At 68.8% G+C, this 16,629-nt stretch carries 12 protein-coding genes; 1 reads left to right on the top strand and 11 read right to left on the bottom strand.

Annotated features, from left to right (window positions below):
* Nucleotides 1-53 precede the first annotated feature (53 nt).
* From WC326_03130 to ccoN, 7 genes are all read right to left on the bottom strand, one after another.
* Nucleotides 54-2,504, bottom strand: coding sequence for a heavy metal translocating P-type ATPase (locus WC326_03130; protein MFA7330047.1), 2,451 nt, complete (start codon nucleotides 2,502-2,504; stop codon nucleotides 54-56).
* Between the two features lie 49 nt (nucleotides 2,505-2,553).
* Entirely contained in the window at nucleotides 2,554-3,348 is a 795-nt protein-coding gene (locus WC326_03125; GenBank protein MFA7330046.1) for a sulfite exporter TauE/SafE family protein, read from the bottom strand.
* Between the two features lie 208 nt (nucleotides 3,349-3,556).
* Nucleotides 3,557-4,084 (bottom strand): FixH family protein, encoded by a 528-nt coding sequence (locus WC326_03120; GenBank protein MFA7330045.1) that lies wholly within the window; start codon nucleotides 4,082-4,084, stop codon nucleotides 3,557-3,559.
* Nucleotides 4,081-5,523: a cytochrome c oxidase accessory protein CcoG gene (gene ccoG / locus WC326_03115; protein MFA7330044.1), complete on the bottom strand. Its 1,443-nt coding sequence runs from the start codon at nucleotides 5,521-5,523 to the stop codon at nucleotides 4,081-4,083. The genes WC326_03120 and ccoG overlap by 4 nt, the downstream gene beginning before the upstream one ends.
* Before the next feature lie 128 nt (nucleotides 5,524-5,651).
* Nucleotides 5,652-6,281, bottom strand: a complete 630-nt coding sequence (locus tag WC326_03110) for a cbb3-type cytochrome c oxidase N-terminal domain-containing protein (GenBank protein MFA7330043.1) — start codon at nucleotides 6,279-6,281, stop codon at nucleotides 5,652-5,654.
* On the bottom strand, nucleotides 6,278-6,517 hold the full coding sequence (locus tag WC326_03105; protein ID MFA7330042.1) for a hypothetical protein: 240 nt from the start codon (nucleotides 6,515-6,517) through the stop codon (nucleotides 6,278-6,280). The genes WC326_03110 and WC326_03105 overlap by 4 nt, the downstream gene beginning before the upstream one ends.
* Before the next feature lie 9 nt (nucleotides 6,518-6,526).
* Nucleotides 6,527-8,704 (bottom strand): cytochrome-c oxidase, cbb3-type subunit I, encoded by a 2,178-nt coding sequence (gene ccoN / locus WC326_03100; GenBank protein MFA7330041.1) that lies wholly within the window; start codon nucleotides 8,702-8,704, stop codon nucleotides 6,527-6,529.
* Between the two features lie 168 nt (nucleotides 8,705-8,872).
* Between ccoN and WC326_03095 the strand changes: the two genes are divergently transcribed.
* Nucleotides 8,873-9,592, top strand: coding sequence for a Crp/Fnr family transcriptional regulator (locus tag WC326_03095; GenBank protein MFA7330040.1), 720 nt, complete (start codon nucleotides 8,873-8,875; stop codon nucleotides 9,590-9,592).
* Between the two features lie 60 nt (nucleotides 9,593-9,652).
* Here the strand turns inward: WC326_03095 and WC326_03090 are convergent, their stop codons facing one another.
* The 4 genes from WC326_03090 to WC326_03075 form a co-directional block, all read right to left on the bottom strand.
* Nucleotides 9,653-10,459: a nitroreductase family protein gene (locus WC326_03090; protein ID MFA7330039.1), complete on the bottom strand. Its 807-nt coding sequence runs from the start codon at nucleotides 10,457-10,459 to the stop codon at nucleotides 9,653-9,655.
* A 127-nt stretch (nucleotides 10,460-10,586) separates the two neighbouring features.
* Complete coding sequence (locus tag WC326_03085) at nucleotides 10,587-13,670, bottom strand: CusA/CzcA family heavy metal efflux RND transporter (protein MFA7330038.1); 3,084 nt, start codon at nucleotides 13,668-13,670, stop codon at nucleotides 10,587-10,589.
* Nucleotides 13,671-13,679: 9 nt separating this feature from the next.
* On the bottom strand, nucleotides 13,680-14,981 hold the full coding sequence (locus WC326_03080) for an efflux RND transporter periplasmic adaptor subunit (protein ID MFA7330037.1): 1,302 nt from the start codon (nucleotides 14,979-14,981) through the stop codon (nucleotides 13,680-13,682).
* Entirely contained in the window at nucleotides 14,978-16,270 is a 1,293-nt protein-coding gene (locus WC326_03075; protein MFA7330036.1) for a TolC family protein, read from the bottom strand. The genes WC326_03080 and WC326_03075 overlap by 4 nt, the downstream gene beginning before the upstream one ends.
* Nucleotides 16,271-16,629 lie beyond the last annotated feature (359 nt).

Here is a 16,629-nt window from a genome sequence, read left to right as displayed (position 1 = left end):
AACCCGGCAGCGGTGTCAGGCACCGTGCCAGACGAAGCCGTCTACACCCCCTCTCAGCGAAAGGTCTTCGCGCGAAAGCTGGAGGTCACCACCGTCAGGCTGGAGAGGGGCATCAGCAGCGCGGCCACCAGCGGGTTGATGTAGCCGGCAATGGCCAGTCCGGCCCCCAGCAGGTTGTAGCAGAGCGAGAACAGCAGGTTGCGACGGATCACGACCACCGTGCGGCGGGCGCCGTCCACCAGATCGGCCACGGCCCCCAGTCCCGGCGTGGTCAGGAAGACGTCCGCCGCGGCCAGGCTGGCTTCCGCGCCGCCGTGCACGCTGACGCCCACCGTGGCGGCGGAGAGTGCGGCCGCATCGTTGACCCCGTCCCCCACCATCACCACCACGCCCTGGCGCGCGGCCGCCTCCACGGCGGCCAGCTTCTCCTCGGGCAGCACGCCGCCCCGGCAATCCGCCGGCGGCAGACCCAGTTCGGCGGCCACCCGGGCCACGATGCGCGGATGGTCGCCGCTCAAGATGCCCAGCCGCCAGCCGCGCTCCTGCAGCCGCGCCACCGTCCGGGCGGCGTCCGGTCGCAGGGCATCGCCCAGACCCGCCACGGCGGCGGGCCGGCCGTCCCGGGCCAGCACCACCGGGCTGTGGCCCTCGGCGACCAATTCCTCCACCCAGGCCTGCACGTCGCCGGGCAGCCCGTCCGGCAACTGGGCGCCCACCCAGGCGGGCGACCCGACCCAGTAGTCGTGGCCGTCCACCCGGCCGCGGATCCCGCCGCCCAGATCCTGGCGCAGCTCCTCCACCTCGAAGGGCTCCTCTTCCAACCGGCGCGGATCCGGCGTCTGGCGCGACTGGGCGTCCACCAGGGCCCGGGCCACGGGATGCTGCACACGGCGCTCCAGCGCGGCGGCAGGCCCCAAGAGCCCGGCGTCCCCCAGCAGGCGCACCACGGAGACCCGGCCCTCGGTGAGGGTGCCGGTTTTGTCCAGCAGCAGCAGGCCCGGCTTGCTCAGCGCCTCGATCACGTCGCCGCCCTTGACCAGGATCCCCGCGCGGGCGGCCCGCCCCACAGCCACGCTCACGGCCAGCGGCGTGGCCAGACCCAGGGCGCAGGGACAGCTGACGATGAGCAGGGCCACGGTATGGTTGACGGCCTGGCTGGGATCCAGCCACAGCCAGAGGGCGAAGGTGCCCCCCGCCGCCAGCACCACGGCGCCCACGAACCAGCCGGCGATGCGGTCCGCCAGCCGTACGATGGGCGCGCGCCGCCCGGCGGCCTCCTCCACCACCTGCAGCAGGCGGCCCACCCGGGTCTCCTCGCCGGTGGCCTCCACGCGCACGCGCAGCGGCGAGAGCAGGTTGGTGGTGCCCGCGTGGACGGGCTGGCCGGGCTCCACGGGCTCCGGGCGGGACTCGCCGGTGAGCAGCGAAAGGTTGAGTTCGCTCCGCCCCGCCACCACGATGCCGTCCACGGGCAACAGGTCGCCCGCCCGCACCTCCACCAGGTCGCCCACCTTGAGCGCCTCCACCGGCACCTCGCGGATGCACTCGCCCTCCGGGGTGGGATCCACCCGCCGGGCGCCCGCCGGGGAGAGGCTGTAGAGCAGCTCGGCGGCGTCGGCGCTCTCGCGCTGGCGGCGGCGCTCCAGCCAGCGCCCGCCCAGCAGCAGCAGGATCAGCGTGGCCAGGCTGTCGAAGTAGATGTCGCCCGAGTTGCGCACGGTGTTCACCACGCCGCTGGCGAAGCCGGCCAGTAGGCCGATGCTCACCGGCAGGTCCATGTGCAGGCGCCGGCTCTTCAATGCGGCCCAGGCCCCTTTGAAGAACACCGAGGCCGAGAAGAACATGGCCGGCAGCATGGCCAGCAGGCTCACCCAGCGGAAGAAGCTCTCGTACTGGCGCTCCATACCCTCGAAGAAGCCGCCGTAGAGCGCCACGGCGATGAGCATGACGTTGGCCGCCACGGCGCCGGCCACGCCGATGCGCAGCAGCAGGCGGCGGTCCTCCTCCCGGCGCAACTCGCGCACCTTGACGCCACGGTAGGGATGAGGCGTGTAGCCCAACTGGTCCATGAAGCGCGCGGCGACGGAGAGCCGCGCCTGGGCCGGGTTCCAGATCACGGTGGCCTGGCTGCGCCGCACGTCCAACCGTGCCTCCACCACGCCGGGCAGCGCCAGGGAGACCCGCTCCACCAGCCAGACGCAGGCCGCGCAGTGGACGTTCTCCAGGTAGAGTTCGATCTGCCGCAGCCCGTCGCCGGCGGGGCGCGCGTAGAGATCCAGGAAGGCGGGGTCGTCGAAGTCCTCGTAGCTGCGGCCGGTGGGATTGGCCTTCCAGGGCGTCTCGCCCGTGGAGCGGGCCACGCGGTAGAATTGCTCCAGCCCGTGGTCGTGGATCACTTCGTAGACCGTCCGGCAGCCGCCGCAGCAGAACTGGCGTTCGGCGCCGGGGACGATCAGGCCGGCGGGAACGGGCAGGTTGCAGTGCGTGCAGCGGGTCTCGCTCATCGGGGGACTCCCAGGCTGGATTCGGGGACGGCGCGCAGAAGCGCGGCGCTCACTGGCTGGCGCTGGAGTCCGGCTTGTCCTGGCAGCAGGGCAGCTCCCAGGGCTTGAGACCAGCGGCCTTGGGCGCTTCCGCGGATTCCAGCACCACGGCGGCCCGGATCCCACCGAAGCGCTCCACGGGAATTCGCGCCCGGTCCAGCACGGTCCAGGCGCCGATGCAGAGCAGGATCAGCGCGCTCACCAGCGGCAGGTGGCGGCGCAGCGGGCCGGCCAGCGCCTGCACGCTCATGCCCAGGGTCAGCAGCACGGGCAGCGTGCCCAGCCAGAAGGCGGCCATCACCAGCGCGCCCTGGACGGGGTCGCCCGTGCCGGCGGCCGTGATGGCGAAGGCGTAGAGCCAGCCGCAGGGCAACAGCGTTGACAACAGGCCCAGGGTGAGGGCCTTGACCACCGGCGGCTTGTCGCCCAGCTGGCCCAGGGCTTCCTGCACCAGGCGCTGGAAGACGGGGGGCAAGTGGGTGGAGATCCGCACGCCGCGCACCTGGAGCAGCATCACCAGGCCCCAGACCATCATCAACACGCCGGCCGCGATAGCCGCGCCGCGCTGCAGGCCCGCCGCGGCGCCCGCCAGATCCAGGGCCCGGCCCAGGATGCCGGCCATGATGCCCAGCAGCACGTAGGTCAGCAGCCGGCCCAGGCTGTAGGCCGCGTGGGACAGCGCGCGGCTCAACCCGCTGGAGCGGTCGCCGCCCGCGTAAAAGGCCACGAAGCCGCCGCACATGCCCGCGCAGTGCAGACTCCCCAGCAGGCTGGCTCCAAGAACGGCCCAGAACAATGCGCTCACGAGATCCTCCCACTTTCACCACGAAGGACACGAAGAATCAAGCAGGGCACGAAGACGCCATGATGTAACAGCGGGCAGCCGAAGCGCTTCTGCCCGTGTCCACTCAACCCAATCCCTGATCCATTCCTCGGCCTTGCTTCGTGCTCTTCGTCCCTCTTCCCGTGCTCCGTGCTTCTTCCCGTGCTTCGTGGTGAGATTGGCTTCCAAGTCAGCGGACGGCGCCCAGCTCGCGCGTTTCCAGCCACGTGTAGCGCATGGTGTCGCGGCGGGCCTCCAGCTGGAACTCCCACATGCCGGGCGGGCCCAGCCGGAAGGCCGCGCCGTAGCCGCCCGCCATGGGCTGCAGATCCGCCTCGAACACGCGCCCTGCCCGGGCGCTGAAGAAGGCCCTGAGATGCACGCTCAGGCTGTCCAGCGGCCGGTTCAGCGAGTCCACCAGCTGCGCGACCACCAGCGTGTTGGGCACCCCGGCGCCCGCGTCCACGGCCAGCTCCGGCGGCACCGCGCGGAACTCCAGCTCCACGTGCCAGCCCAATCGGCGGTCCTGCTCCAGCTGGGCCTGCTCGCGGTCCCAGTGCACGGCCTTGTCGTAGTAGTTCTCCACCACCACATGGGAGGGATCCCCGATGGCCGAATAGAGCAGGACGCCCATCAGCAGGATCATCAGCAGCAGCAGGCCCACCACCATCCAGGGCCACATCCGGCCGCGGCGCTCCATCTCCGTCAAGTCGCTCACTTCTTCCCCCGGTCGTGTTCCTGGTTGTCGTCGTCGTCACCCGCGTCGTCTTCCAGGTCCGGCCCCAGCAGGGCCGTACGCAGCGTGGCCCGGTAGCCCAGGCTGTCCGTGACCTCGAACAGGGCGTGGACGTGCTCGTCGTCGAAGGCCGCGCGCGGCACCATCACCACGACCACGCTGGTGCCCATGCTCTTGGCCGGCACGCGCAGGGGATTGCTGGGAATGATCACCTGGCCGTCGGCGGGCTCCAGCAGGCGGATCCAGTACTCGCGGTCCGCGTTGCGCTGGTTGTCCACTTTGATGCGCAGCTGGTTGGCCACCAGGCCGCCGGGCATCTCCGTGTAGGGCACGCCCAGGCCGCGCAAGATGGTCACCACCGAGTCCTGGCGGCGGGCCAGGTTGAAGATCAGCAGGCCGAAGACCAGGCAGAGGATCAGCGGATAAAGCACAACCCGCGGCCGCAGGAAGCGCCGCCGGCCCGTGGCCAGTTCCTCCTGGCTGCTGTAGCGGATCAGCCCCCGGGGCCGGCCCACCTTGTCCATGATGGAGTCGCAGGCGTCGATGCACTGGGTGCAGTGGATGCACTCCATCTGTAGGCCATCGCGGATGTCGATGCCCGTGGGACAGACCACCACGCAGTGGTTGCAGTCCACGCAGTCACCGCCCGCTTTGCCCTCGCCCTTGCGCAGCTTGGTCCGGGGCTCGCCGCGGCGGCCGTCATAGGCCACGATCAGCGAGTGGCGGTCCAGCAGCGCGGACTGGAAGCGCCCGTAGGGACAGGCCACGATGCAGGTCTGCTCGCGGAACCAGGCGAAGTCCCCGAACATCAGCGCCGTGGTGACGGCCATGACCACGAAGCCCGGCCAGTGCTCCAGCGGCGAGTCCGTGACCCAGCCGATCAGCGTGTCCCAGCCGACCCAGTAGGCCAGGAAGGTGTTGGCCAGGAAGGCCGAGAACACCAGGAAGACCGCGTACTTGGCCAGGCGGCGCAGGGGCAGGCCGCCCTGGAGGTCCAGTTGGTGCTGGCTCAGGTGGTCGCCCTCGAAGAGGCGCTCGACGGGCCGGAAGAGGTACTCCATGTAGACGGTCTGCGGACAGCCCCAGCCGCACCAGACCCGCCCCAGCAGGGCCGTCAGCAGGAAGACCGAGAGCAGGATCCCCACCATCAGCAGCATCAGCAGCAGCGTGTCCGTGGCGTGGAACGTGGAGCCGAACAGCGTGAATTCCCGCGCCGCCAGATCGAAGAGCATCAGCGGCTTGCCGTTCATCTTCAGGATCGGGATGGCGGTGAAGAGCAGGATCAGGCCCCAGGCCACCACCAGTCGGCGCCAATAGAAGCGGCCCCGGGCGAGCCGGGGGCGCAGCCAGCGGCGGCTGCCGTCGCGATTGAGGGTGGAAAGCACCCGCTCCGGGGCTTCGAGGATGGTCGACTCGCTCATGCGCGCCCTTTCAGTTCTCGCCGGATCAAGGTACTGCCGATCCGGCGCTGGTGCGGGACGCCGTGTCACACCGGATGAAGTGACGGGAAGGGCCCCTGGCGGAGACCCTTCCCGTCCGGGTCGTCAGACTACTTGCTGGCGGTTTCCAGCGCCGAGCTGTCGGAGACCTGGGCCGTGGAATCCGCCGCGGCGGCGCCCACCAATTGACCTTCGGGCTCCTTGGGGTTGGCCGGCGTGGTGCCCTGGAGGCTCTTCACAAAGGCCACCACGTTCACCAGCTCGTCGGGCTTCAGCTGCTGCTCCCAGGCCTGCATGGCCGTGCCCGTCACTCCGCTGATCACCACTTTTTGGATGGCCGACAGGCTGCCGTCGCCGTTCTTCCAGTAGTTGTCGGTCATGTTCGGGCCCAGGCCCACCATGCCGCCGCCGTCCGCCGCATGGCAGGGCAGGCACTTGGCCGCGAAGACCGCGCCGCCCGCCTGGACCTTGGCGGGATCCGCCAGGATGGCCTGCAAGTCCCCCTCGGAGGCGGTGGGCGGAATCAGCTCCGCCATGCGGGCATCCCAGCTCTCCACCTCGGCGGCGTACTCGTCGTGCATGGTGGGGCCCATCAGGATGTGGTAATAGATGAAGTACACCAGCGAGAACACGATGGTGGCCCAGAAGATCCACACCCACCAGGTGGGCAGCGGATTGTCGTACTCCTGGATCCCGTCGTAGTTGTGGTCCAGCATCTCGTTCGGTTTCTGCTCGCTCATCGTCGCTCCTCAAGCTTTCCCGCAGCGGGTTGCGCGGGCTGGGCGGGGATCGTGCCGGAGGCCGCCTCGGGCCGGGCCTCCTCCAGGGGCAGGCGCCCCACCTCTTCCAGGCCGCCCGCCCGCGACTGCAACCAGAGGCGGATCATCAGGGACGCGAACACCAGCAGGAAGAAGATCATCCCGATGATGGCGTAGCCCGAGTAGCCCGCGTGGCTCATGATCGTGGACAGGCTCACGGCGCGCTCCTAGTTCGTGGCCCCGGCGGCCTTGATGTCCGTGCCCAGCCGCTGCAGATAGGCGATGATCGCCACCACCTGCTTGTCGCCCAGGTTCATGGGTCCGCCGTTCTGGGCGATGGCCGTCGCCACGCGCGCGGCCTGCTCCCGGGCCACCGCCTCGGCGCTGTTCACCACCTCGCCGTAGGGCACGCCGAGCATGATCATCGCGTCCACGCGCTTCTGGATGCTGGCGAAATCGATGGCCTTGCTCTCGAACCAGGGATACTTGGGCATGATCGAGCCCGGGGTCATCTTCTGCGGATCGCGGAAGTGCTCCAGATGCCAGAAATCGCTCCGCTTGCCACCCTCGCGGTGCAGGTCCGGCCCAATGCGCCGGCTGCTCCACTGGAAGGGATGGTCGTAGATGAACTCGCCCGGCTTGGAGTACTCGCCGTAGCGCAGGGTCTCGGCCCGGAAGGGCCGGATCATCTGGCTGTGGCAGTTGTAGCAGCCCTCGGCGACGTAGAGGTCGCGCCCGTAGAGCTCCAGCGGCGTGTAGGGCTTGACCGAGGCGATGGTCGGCACGTTGGACTTGATCAGGAAGGTGGGGATGATCTCGAAGAGCGAGGCCGAGGCCACGGCGATCACCACCCAGATCGTGAAGACCAGGCCGCGGCCTTCCCAGACGCGGTGCCAGGCGAGGCTGACCATCCGGCCCAGGGCGCCGGGATAGGGGGCCTTGCTGTAGTCGGCCTGCTCCGGCTCGTAGGTCAGCGCGGGGGCCTCGTAGACGGGTTCCTCGTAGCGGGCCGGACGCATCTTCCAGGTCATCAGAATGTTGTAGACACCCAGGATGGTGCCCGTCAGGTACAGCGTGCCGCCCAGGGCGCGGACCATGTACATGGGCATCAGGCGCTGGACGGTTTCCACGAAGTCGGGATAGAGCAGGCGCCCGGTCTGGTCGAAGGCGCGCCACATCAGGCCCTGGGTCACGCCGGCTGAATAGAGCGCCACGATGTAGAGCAGGATGCCCACGGTGCCGATCCAGAAGTGCAGCTCCGCCAGCTTCTTGCTGTAGAGCCGGCCCGACTGGAAGAGCCGCGGGGCCAGCCAGTAGAGCATGCCGAAGACCAGGAAGCCGTTCCAGCCCAGCGCGCCGGAATGGACGTGGCTCACGGTCCAGTCCGTGTAGTGCGAGAGCGCGTTGACGGTCTTGATGCTGAGCAGCGGGCCTTCGAACGTGCTCATGCCGTAGAAGGTCACGGCCACGACGAAGAACTTGAGGATCGGCTCCTCGGCCACCTTGTGCCAGGCGCCGCGCAGTGTGAGCAGGCCGTTGATCATGCCGCCCCAGGAGGGCATCCACAGCATCACGCTGAAGATCATGCCCAGGGTGGAGGCCCAACCCGGCAGGGCCGAGTAGTGCAGGTGGTGCGGCCCGGCCCAGATGTACATGAAGACCAGGGTCCAGAAGTGCAGGATGGACAGCTTGTAGCTGAACACCGGGCGCTCCGCGGCCTTGGGCAGGAAGTAATACATCATGCCCAGCATGGGCGTGGTCAGGAAGAAGGCCACGGCGTTGTGCCCGTACCACCACTGCATGAAGGCGTCCTGGACGCCGGCGTAGATCGAGTAGCTCTTGAGCGGTCCGGCGATCACCCACAGGTTGTTGAAGATGTGCAGGACGGCGATGGCGATGATCGTGGCGATGTAGAACCAGATGGCCACGTAGAGGTGCCGTTCGCGCCGCTTGGCGATGGTGCCGAAGAAGTTGATGGCGAAGACCACCCAGATCACCGCGATGGCGATGTCGATGGGCCACTCCAACTCGGCGTACTCGCGGCTTTGGGTGATGCCCAGGGGCAGGGTCAGCGCCGCGGAGACGATGATCGCCTGCCAGCCCCAGAAGTTGAGCTTGCCCAGCAGGTCGCTGAACATGCGGGCCTTCAGCAGACGCTGGGTCGAGTAGTAGACCCCCGCGAACATGCCGTTGCCCACGAAGGCGAAGATCACGGCGTTGGTGTGCAGCGGACGCAACCGGCCGAACGTGAGAAAGGGCAGGTCGAAGCTGAGGCTGGGCCAGATCAACTGCAGGGCGATGATCAGTCCCACCAGCATGCCCACCACGCCCCAGAGCAGCGTGGCCATCACAAACTTGCGGACGACGTCATCGTTGTACGAAAACTGTTCGATGCGTGCGCTCATGGCACCTCCCATGTCTCGGGCTGTTGGCTTGGTGACAAGCGGATTGCGAACGGCGATAGTTTAAGGAACAACAAGCCGTCGATGCATGGCCATTATCACCCGTTGGCTTGACTTAAGTCAAGCGAAGGGCGAAGTTGGCGCGGCACAAGAACTGGATTGGGAGCGAGTGTGGGAGTGGGTCTGCGCCTGGAGCCGTTGCACGCCTGCCGGCAGTGTCGGCTTTTTCCGGACAGCTGCTGGAGCGTGCTCGACGAGCGCGACCGCTCCCTGCTGGACGGCTATCGGGTGGAGTCCCTGCTCTGTGCCGGCCAGCCGCTCTTCCACGAGCGTCACCCGTGTCACGGCCTGCACTGCATCGAGTCCGGCCTGCTGGCCCTGCGCAAATCCGACGAGCACGGCAATTCGGTGATCCTGCGGCTGGCCCACCCGGGCGAGACCCTGGGCTTCCCGGCCTACTTCGGGCGGATGGACTACACGGCGGGGGCCGAGGCCCTGCGCGAAAGCCGGGTCTGCTTCTTCCCCACCCGGCTGGTGCAGGAAATCCTCAGCCGCAATCCGGCCCTGCGCGACGAATTCTCGCGCATGCTGGCCCAGGAACTCTACGACTACGGCGAGGCCCGCCTGCGCCTGGCCACCCGTACCCTGGAGTGGCGCCTGCAGGATCTCCTCCTGCAGCTGCTGCCCGGCTGCGGCAGCGTGGACGAGAGCGGCAACCAGGCCCGGCTGGAACTGCCCCTCGCGCGCCGGGACCTGGCCGCCATGCTGGGCGTCCGCCCGGAGACGGTGGCCCGGGCCGTGCGCCAGCTGGGCGAACAGGGCCTGGCCCAGTTCAACGGCCGCGAGATCCAGATCCCCGACCTGCGCCGGCTGCGGCGGGAAGTCCGCTGACACGTCTCCGGCGCCGGGCCTCTGGCGAGTCAGGCGCCCACGTCCATCCTTTCCCCAACCCTATTCGTCCTGCGCCATGAAGCCCTGTCGCCGCAGCGTGGCCAGGATGCGGCGGGAGGCTTCGTCGAAGTCCGGCTTGCGGTACTTGAGCCGGGTGTACACCTGGGCCAGGTTCTCGATGCCGTCCCGGCCCATCCGGGCCGCCAACTCGGGGAAGGCCAGGTAGCGCGCCCAGCCTTCAACGTCGCGGATCCGATAGGTCGCCTCGATCTCCTCGGCCGTGTACTCGCGGAAGCGCTCGTCGTGGCGCAGACCCGCCAACGGCAGACGCAGGCGCGGCGCCGGATCCTCCGCCGGCCAGCCCAGCACCACACTGGTCACGGGGACCACGCCCGGCGGCAGCCCGTAGAATCCGCAGAGTCCGTCCATGGCGTTCAGGGTCGTGCCCATGTAGCACGTGCCCAAGCCCAGGCTCTCGGCGGCCAGCACGGCGGTCTGGGCGGCCAGGAACACGTCGCCCGTGGCCACCAGGAAGCTGAGCAGGTTGTCGTAGCCGGGCTCGGCCCCGCGCTGCCGGCACCACTGGCTCATGCGGCGGAAATCGGCGCAGAAGGCCAGGACGACCGGCGCCTGCAGGATCATGTCCTGCCTGAGATGTAATTCCCAGAGCCCGCGCCGGCGCTCGGCATCTCGGGTCACGATCACCGACCAGGTCTGCATGTTGCCGCTGGAGGCCGCGCGCAGGCCAGCCTCCAGCACCTCGTCCAACAGCCCGTCGTCCAGCGGCTCAGGCCGATAGGCGCGGATCGACCGATGCGCCCAGATCTGCTCCAGCACCGGGTTCATGTCTCCGGCAGCGGCGTTCATCTCTCCTCCCGTCTGGCGAATGCAGGGTCTTCCCGGCGCTCCGGCAGCCGACACCCACCCCGGCCGCCGCGCCCGCCGGCCCGGGAAGCCAGGTGGGCCTCCCGGTGCCGGTTGGGCGCCGAACGGCTCAGCGCGCGGCGCGCGCCCGGCGGGCGCTCCGCCAGCGGTGCGCCGTCAGGTACAGCGTGGGCAGGACGATCAAGGTCAGCAGTGTGGACGTCACCAGTCCGCCCATCACCACCACGGCCAGCGGCCTTTGGATGTCCGCACCGGAGCCCGTGGCGTAGAGCATGGGCAGGTGGCCGATGAAACTGGTGAGCGCGGTCATCAGCAGTGGCCGGAAGCGCAGGTCGCAGCCGATGCGGACGGTCTCCTCAATGCTCTCGCCATCCGCCCGTAACTGGCGGAAGAAGGCCACCAGCACCACGCCGTTCTGCACGGCCACGCCGAGCAGCACGATGAAGGCCACGGCGGCGGAGACGGAGAGCGGCATGCGAAACAGCACCACCGCCAGAATCCCGCCCACCAGCGAGAAGGGCAGATTGAGCAACACCAGGAGCGAAGCCCCGATGGAGCCCAGCGCCAAGTAGAGCAGGACCAGGATCAACAGGAGCGCCACGGGGACTACCAGCGCCAGCTGGCGCATGGCGCGCTGCTGGTTCTCGAACTGGCCGCCGTACTCCAAATGATAGCCGGTGGGCAATGACTTCAGCAGCGGTTGCATGCGCTGCTGGACTTCGGCCACGAAGCTGCCCAGGTCACGGTCGCGCACGTTGGCCTCGGCCACCACACGACGCATGCCGTTCTCCCGGCTGACCTGGGTGGGAGTCTCCACCAACTCAAAAGTGGCCAGCTGTGCCAGGGGCACACGTTCGCCGCCCGGCGCCGCCACCAGCAGGCGCTCCAGTTCCGCCTGGGTGGTCCGGTTGGCCGCCGGATAGCGCAGCACCACAGCGATGCGCCGCTGCTCCTCGATCAGCGTGGTGGCCTGCCGTCCGGCCACGGCCAGCTCGATGGTGTCGTTGATGTCGGCCATGCTGATCCCGTGGCGCGCCGCCGCCGCGCGGTCGATCCGTACGTCCAACTGCAGCATGCCCGAGATCTGCTCCACCTTGACGTCGCTGGCCCCTTCCACCTGCTGCAGCACGGCCGCCGCCTTGTCCGCCAATTCCTTCAGTACATCCAGATCCGGTCCGAAGATCTTCACGGCCAGATCGCTTTTCACTCCGGAGATCAGTTCGTTCACGCGCAGGGCGATGGGTTGGGAGAACGAATAGCGCACACCTGGGATGCTCGCCAGGTCCGTCTGGATAGCCGCCACCAGCTCGGTCTTGTCCCGGCCAGTCTTCCACTTGCCGCGCGGCTTGAGCATGATGATCACGTCGGTCTGCTCCGGCCCCATCGGATCCTCGGAGATCTCCGCGCGGCCGGTCTTGCTCACCACGCACTCCACTTCCGGGTAGGCGGCCAGCCGCTTCTCGATGGCCGTCGCCACAGCCACGGAACCTTCCAGTGAGGCATTGGGCAGGCGCACCACGTTGATGGCGATGGCCCCCTCGTCCAGCGGCGGCATGAACTCGGTGCCGATGAACGGCACCAGCGCCAGGGAGGCCAGCAAGGCGCCGCCGGAGAGGCCCAGGGTCAGGCCCGGCCGCGCGATGGCCCGCGCCAGCAAACGCAGGTAGCCGGCGTGCAGGCGCTTGGTGAAGCCGAACTCACGCTCAGGGATTTTCTTCAGCAGCAAGTCCGCGAGGGCCGGAATAATGGTGAAGGCAACCACCAGCGAGACCAGCAGGGCGATGAGCATGGTGCTGGCCAGGGGCGCGAACATCTTGCCCTCGATGCCCTGCAGCGTGTAGAGCGGCACCAGGATGATGGCCACGATCAGCACGGAGAAGGCCACGGGCCGCGCCACTTCCGTCACGGCGCGCGCCACCACTTCCCGGATAGACGTCTCCGGCAGCGCTTCGGCCAAATGGCGTCTTACGTTCTCCACCACCACGATGGAGGCGTCCACCACCATGCCCACCGAGAAGGCCAGCCCGCCCAGGCTCATCAGGTTGGAACTCAGGCCCGCCCAGCCCATCACGATGAAACTGATCAGGAAGGTCAACGGCAGTGAGAGCAGCACGATCAGGGCCGTGCGGAACTCGGCCAGGAACAGGAAGAGTACCAGGATCACGAAGACGCCGCCCTCCAGCAGGGCGTTCTGCACCGTCCGGATGCAGGCCTGGATCAGCGTCGTGCGGTCGTAGAACACGTTCAGGCGCACGCCCGCGGGCAGCGTCTCCTGGATCCGGCCGATGCTCTCCTTGACCCGGCTGACCACGTCCTTGGCGTTGGCGCCCTTGAGCATGATGATCATGCCCGCCACCGCCTCGCCGTGGCCGTCCCGGGTCACCGCCCCCTGGCGCGACTCGGCACCGATCACCACCTCGGCGATGTCCTGCACGCGCACGGGCGAACCGTCCCGGGCGCGCAGCACCACGTTCTCCACGTCGCCGATTCCACCCAGCAGACCCACGCCGCGCAAGTAGACCTGCTCCCAACCCCGGGCCACCACGCCGCCGCCGGCGTTGGCGTTGTTCGCCTCAAGGGCGGTGGCCACTTCGTCCAGGGTCAGGCCGTAGGTGAGCAGCTTGTCCGGATCCACCAGCACCTGCACCTGGCGCACCAGGCCGCCGAAACTGTTGACCTCGTTGACGCCGGGAACAGGCTTGAGCAGCGGCGCCACCAGCCAGTCCTGGATCGTCCGCAGCTCCATGGCGCCCAGCGAGTCGCTTTCCAGCGTGTACTGGTAGATCTCGCCCAGTCCGGTGCTGATGGGACCCAGCTCGGGCTCCACGCCGGGGGGCAGCTGTTCGCGCGCCACGGCCAGCCGTTCGAAGACCTGCTGACGCGTCCAATAGGTGTCCACGCCGTCTTCAAAAATCACCACGACCTGCGAGAGGCCGGCCTTGGAGAGCGAGCGCACCTGGGTCACCCGGGGCAGGCCGCGCATCACCTGCTCGATGGGATAGCTGATCCGGTCCTCCACGTCCGTGGCGGCCAGACCGGGCGCTTGGCTCAGGATCATCACCTGGATGTTGGTGACGTCGGGAAAAGCGTCGATGGGCAGGTTGCGCCAAGCCACCAGCCCTGCCGCCGTCAACACGAGCGCCGCCAGCACCATCAGCAGACGGTGCTGCAGCAGCCAAAGATTGAGCTTCATCTTGTTCTCCTAGTCGGCGCAGCCGGCGCCCATTTTCGAGCGCAGCACGTCGGATTTCAGCAGGAAGACGCCGTCGGCCACCACGGTGGAGAGGTCGGTGGGCTGGACCAGTTCGACCCAGTCCGCCCAGGCGCGGCCCGTGACCACCGGGCGCCGCACGAAGTAGTCCGCGCCGTGGGGCACGAACACGAAGGACCGGCCCTCGTCCTCGCAAACCGCCGCGGCCGGCACGGCCTGGACGTTCTCGCTGCCCGGCAGGTAGACCTGCACCTGGGCGAACATGCCCGCCAGCAGGCGCTGGTCCTTGTTCTGCACCGCCACGCGCACTTTGGCCGTGCGGCTCGCCACGTCCATGGAGGGACTGATGAATTCGACGCTGCCCGTGAAGCTCTCTTGCGGCCAGGCCTTGACCGTGACGCGGGCCGGCCGGCGCGCGGGTTGCGGGCCGCTCAGCAATCCGGCGATGTCCCGCTCGTAGAGGTCGCACCAAACCCAGAGAACACGGTTGTCGCCCACCGTGACCAGGGATTCCTCCGGGTGCACGCTCTCGCCGGGCACGGCGTGCAAGGTCAGCACGGTGCCGTCCTCCGGCGCACGGACCAACACCCGCCCGGGGGGATCCTGGGCGCTGAGCCCCATCGAGGCCAACCGGCTTTGGGCCGTGTTCAGGCGGATCCGGGCGGATTCCTGCTCTTGTCGCGCCTGGAGGAACTCCTTCTCCGAGTTGATGCCCTGGTCGCGCAGCTCGCTGGCCCGCTCGAAGTCCCGCGTGGCCCGCGCCACCTGGGCCTCGGCCTCCAACTGGCGCTCCTGGGCCTCACCGGCCTCGGCGCTCTCCAGCTCCAGCAGCAGCTGGCCCCGTCGGACCCGCTGACCCAGCGTCACGTGCACCTGGCGGATGATCCCCGCGGTCACGGGACTCAAATGGGTCACCCGGCCCTCGTCAAAGACCACTTCGCCCATCAGGGTCAGGGGCAGGTCCACCACCCGCCGCTCCACCTTGCCCAGTTTCAGCAGCCCCTCCTGGAACAGCTGCGGCGGCGTGTGGACCACCCCCACTTCGTAGCGGCACTCCGCGCACTTGTAGGTGTTCATCTCGTGTTCGCAGGTGGCGGCGAACAACTCGTCAACGGGCCGGTCCAGGTCCGAGAGTTCGGCCTCGCCCTCCGCGGCGTGGCCGTGGCCTTCGTGATCCTCTTCCACCACCGCCACTTCTTCGTGGGCCGGTTCGGCCGCGGGCTTGCCGCAGGACTGGGCCAGGGCCAACAAGGCCAACAGGGCCAGATTCAGGCTGATGATACGCGTCTTCATTTGTTCGTCTCCTTCTCAAGCAGGATCTCGAGGCGCAAGCCGTCCAGCTGGGCCTGGCAGTACACCAGGATGGCCTGCCGGCGGGTGGCCGCCAGGGTGCGGCGGGCGTCAATCAATTCGAAGAGGTTGGACTCCCCCACCCGCCAACTGTGGGTCAGCACGCGGGCGGCCTCCTCGGCCTGGGGTAGAATCTGTTCCCGGTAGGCGCGGGCCTCTTCCCGGCTCGACTCGCAGGCCGCCAGGGCCGCCGCCCGCTCGTCCGCCCAGCGGCGGCGCTCCGTCTCCAGGCCCGCCTCCGCCGCGTCCAGACGCGCATGGGCCTGCTGGATCGGACCGCGGTTCCAGTTGAACAGGGGCAGCTCCACGGCCAGGCCCGCCCCCGTACTGCGACGGTCATCGGCCCGCTCCAGGCTGGCCAGCAGTTCGAGCTTGGGCAGGATCCGCCCGCGTTCCACGGCCAGGGCGCCGCGCTGGGCCCCGACTCGGGCCCGGGCCGCCTGCAGCAGCGGATGGTCCGGCAGGGCTCCACCGGCCCCGGGCTCCGGGGTGGCGACCAATGTCTCAAGCGCGGCCATCGCCAGCGGCACGCGCCGCTCCCCCGCCGGCAGCCAGCGGGCGAACTGCTCGCGGCTCAGGGCCAGTGAGCGCAGGGCGGCCGCAGCCTCCAGCTCAGCCTGCAGGGCCTCCACCCGGGCGCGGGTCGCCTCCACCGGCCGCGCTTCACCTACGCGCACCCGGGTCTCCACCGCCTGCCGCAGGTCCTGCAGCTGGTGGCTCAGCTCATCCAGGGATTCCACCAAGGCTTGGTCGCGCACCAGGCCCCAGAAGACCGCGCCGGCTTCCATCTGCACGGCCTGCTCCACCAATCGGGCCTCGGCCTCCGCCTGGGCCTTTGTCGCTCGGGCGGCCTTCACGGCGCCGGGCCGGGTCCAGAGCCAGTCCACGGGGACGCTCACAGACCACTCGTCCTCGCGAGCGGGATCGCCTCCGCCCAGCGGATCCACGCTCAGGACGCGTGCCTCCCAGCTGGGATTGGGCAGGGCGCGCGCCGCGCGGGTCGCACCCTCCGCCTCCCGGATCGCGGCCCGGGCCTCCGCCAGGCGCGGGTGCCGCGCACGATTCGATTGAAAGTCGGTCCAGCTCAGGCGCAGCGTATCCGCCGGGCCGGCCGTTCCGCCCGGATCCTGTCCCGCTTCCGCGGCCCGGGGGGCGTTCCCCGGCAGTCCGCAGGCCAGCAGGGCCAGCAGCCAGAACAGCGGCCGCCACGGCCCAACCGCCGGCGTTTGCATCACATGTCGTTGCATTGAAGATCCATCCTTGCTGTCGATGAAGGGAATCAGTCCACGCTCCAAGACGCCCAGGGGCGTGCGAGCGCTTCACAAGTGATGTGGAAGGGGTTTAGGCGCAGGGCGGACGGAAGACGGAGTCATCCAAGCGATGAATGCACAACGAAGCATCGATATGCCAAGCCAAGGGTACGCTGGCCGGTGGGCCCGGGTGGTTCGCCCGGTCGAGGAGCACCAAGCTGCCAGCGTGGACTGGACAGCCCAGGCATCCGCAGGAGTGACTTGTCAAATCGTCACAGGCCTCGGAGGAACACTCCGCGACAGCTTCATGTGAGTTGGCCGAGATCCCGTTCATCACTAGA

It is taken from the genome of Candidatus Delongbacteria bacterium, from assembly GCA_041675285.1.
Lineage (GTDB): Bacteria > CAIWAD01 > CAIWAD01 > CAIWAD01 > CAIWAD01 > CAIWAD01.
This window is presented reverse-complemented; position numbering and strand designations above follow the sequence as displayed.

Bases quoted from the DNA above. Each gene is read 5' to 3' on its own strand.
- WC326_03130 (MFA7330047.1), bottom strand. From the start codon at position 2,504: ATGAGCGAGACCCGCTGCACGCACTGCAACCTGCCCGTTCCCGCCGGC.
- ccoG (MFA7330044.1), bottom strand. From the start codon at position 5,523: ATGAGCGAGTCGACCATCCTCGAAGCCCCGGAGCGGGTGCTTTCCACC.
- WC326_03110 (MFA7330043.1), bottom strand. From the start codon at position 6,281: ATGAGCGAGCAGAAACCGAACGAGATGCTGGACCACAACTACGACGGG.
- ccoN (MFA7330041.1), bottom strand. From the start codon at position 8,704: ATGAGCGCACGCATCGAACAGTTTTCGTACAACGATGACGTCGTCCGC.
- WC326_03090 (MFA7330039.1), bottom strand. From the start codon at position 10,459: ATGAACGCCGCTGCCGGAGACATGAACCCGGTGCTGGAGCAGATCTGG.
- WC326_03085 (MFA7330038.1), bottom strand. From the start codon at position 13,670: ATGAAGCTCAATCTTTGGCTGCTGCAGCACCGTCTGCTGATGGTGCTG.
- WC326_03080 (MFA7330037.1), bottom strand. From the start codon at position 14,981: ATGAAGACGCGTATCATCAGCCTGAATCTGGCCCTGTTGGCCTTGTTG.
- WC326_03075 (MFA7330036.1), bottom strand. From the start codon at position 16,270: ATGCAAACGCCGGCGGTTGGGCCGTGGCGGCCGCTGTTCTGGCTGCTG.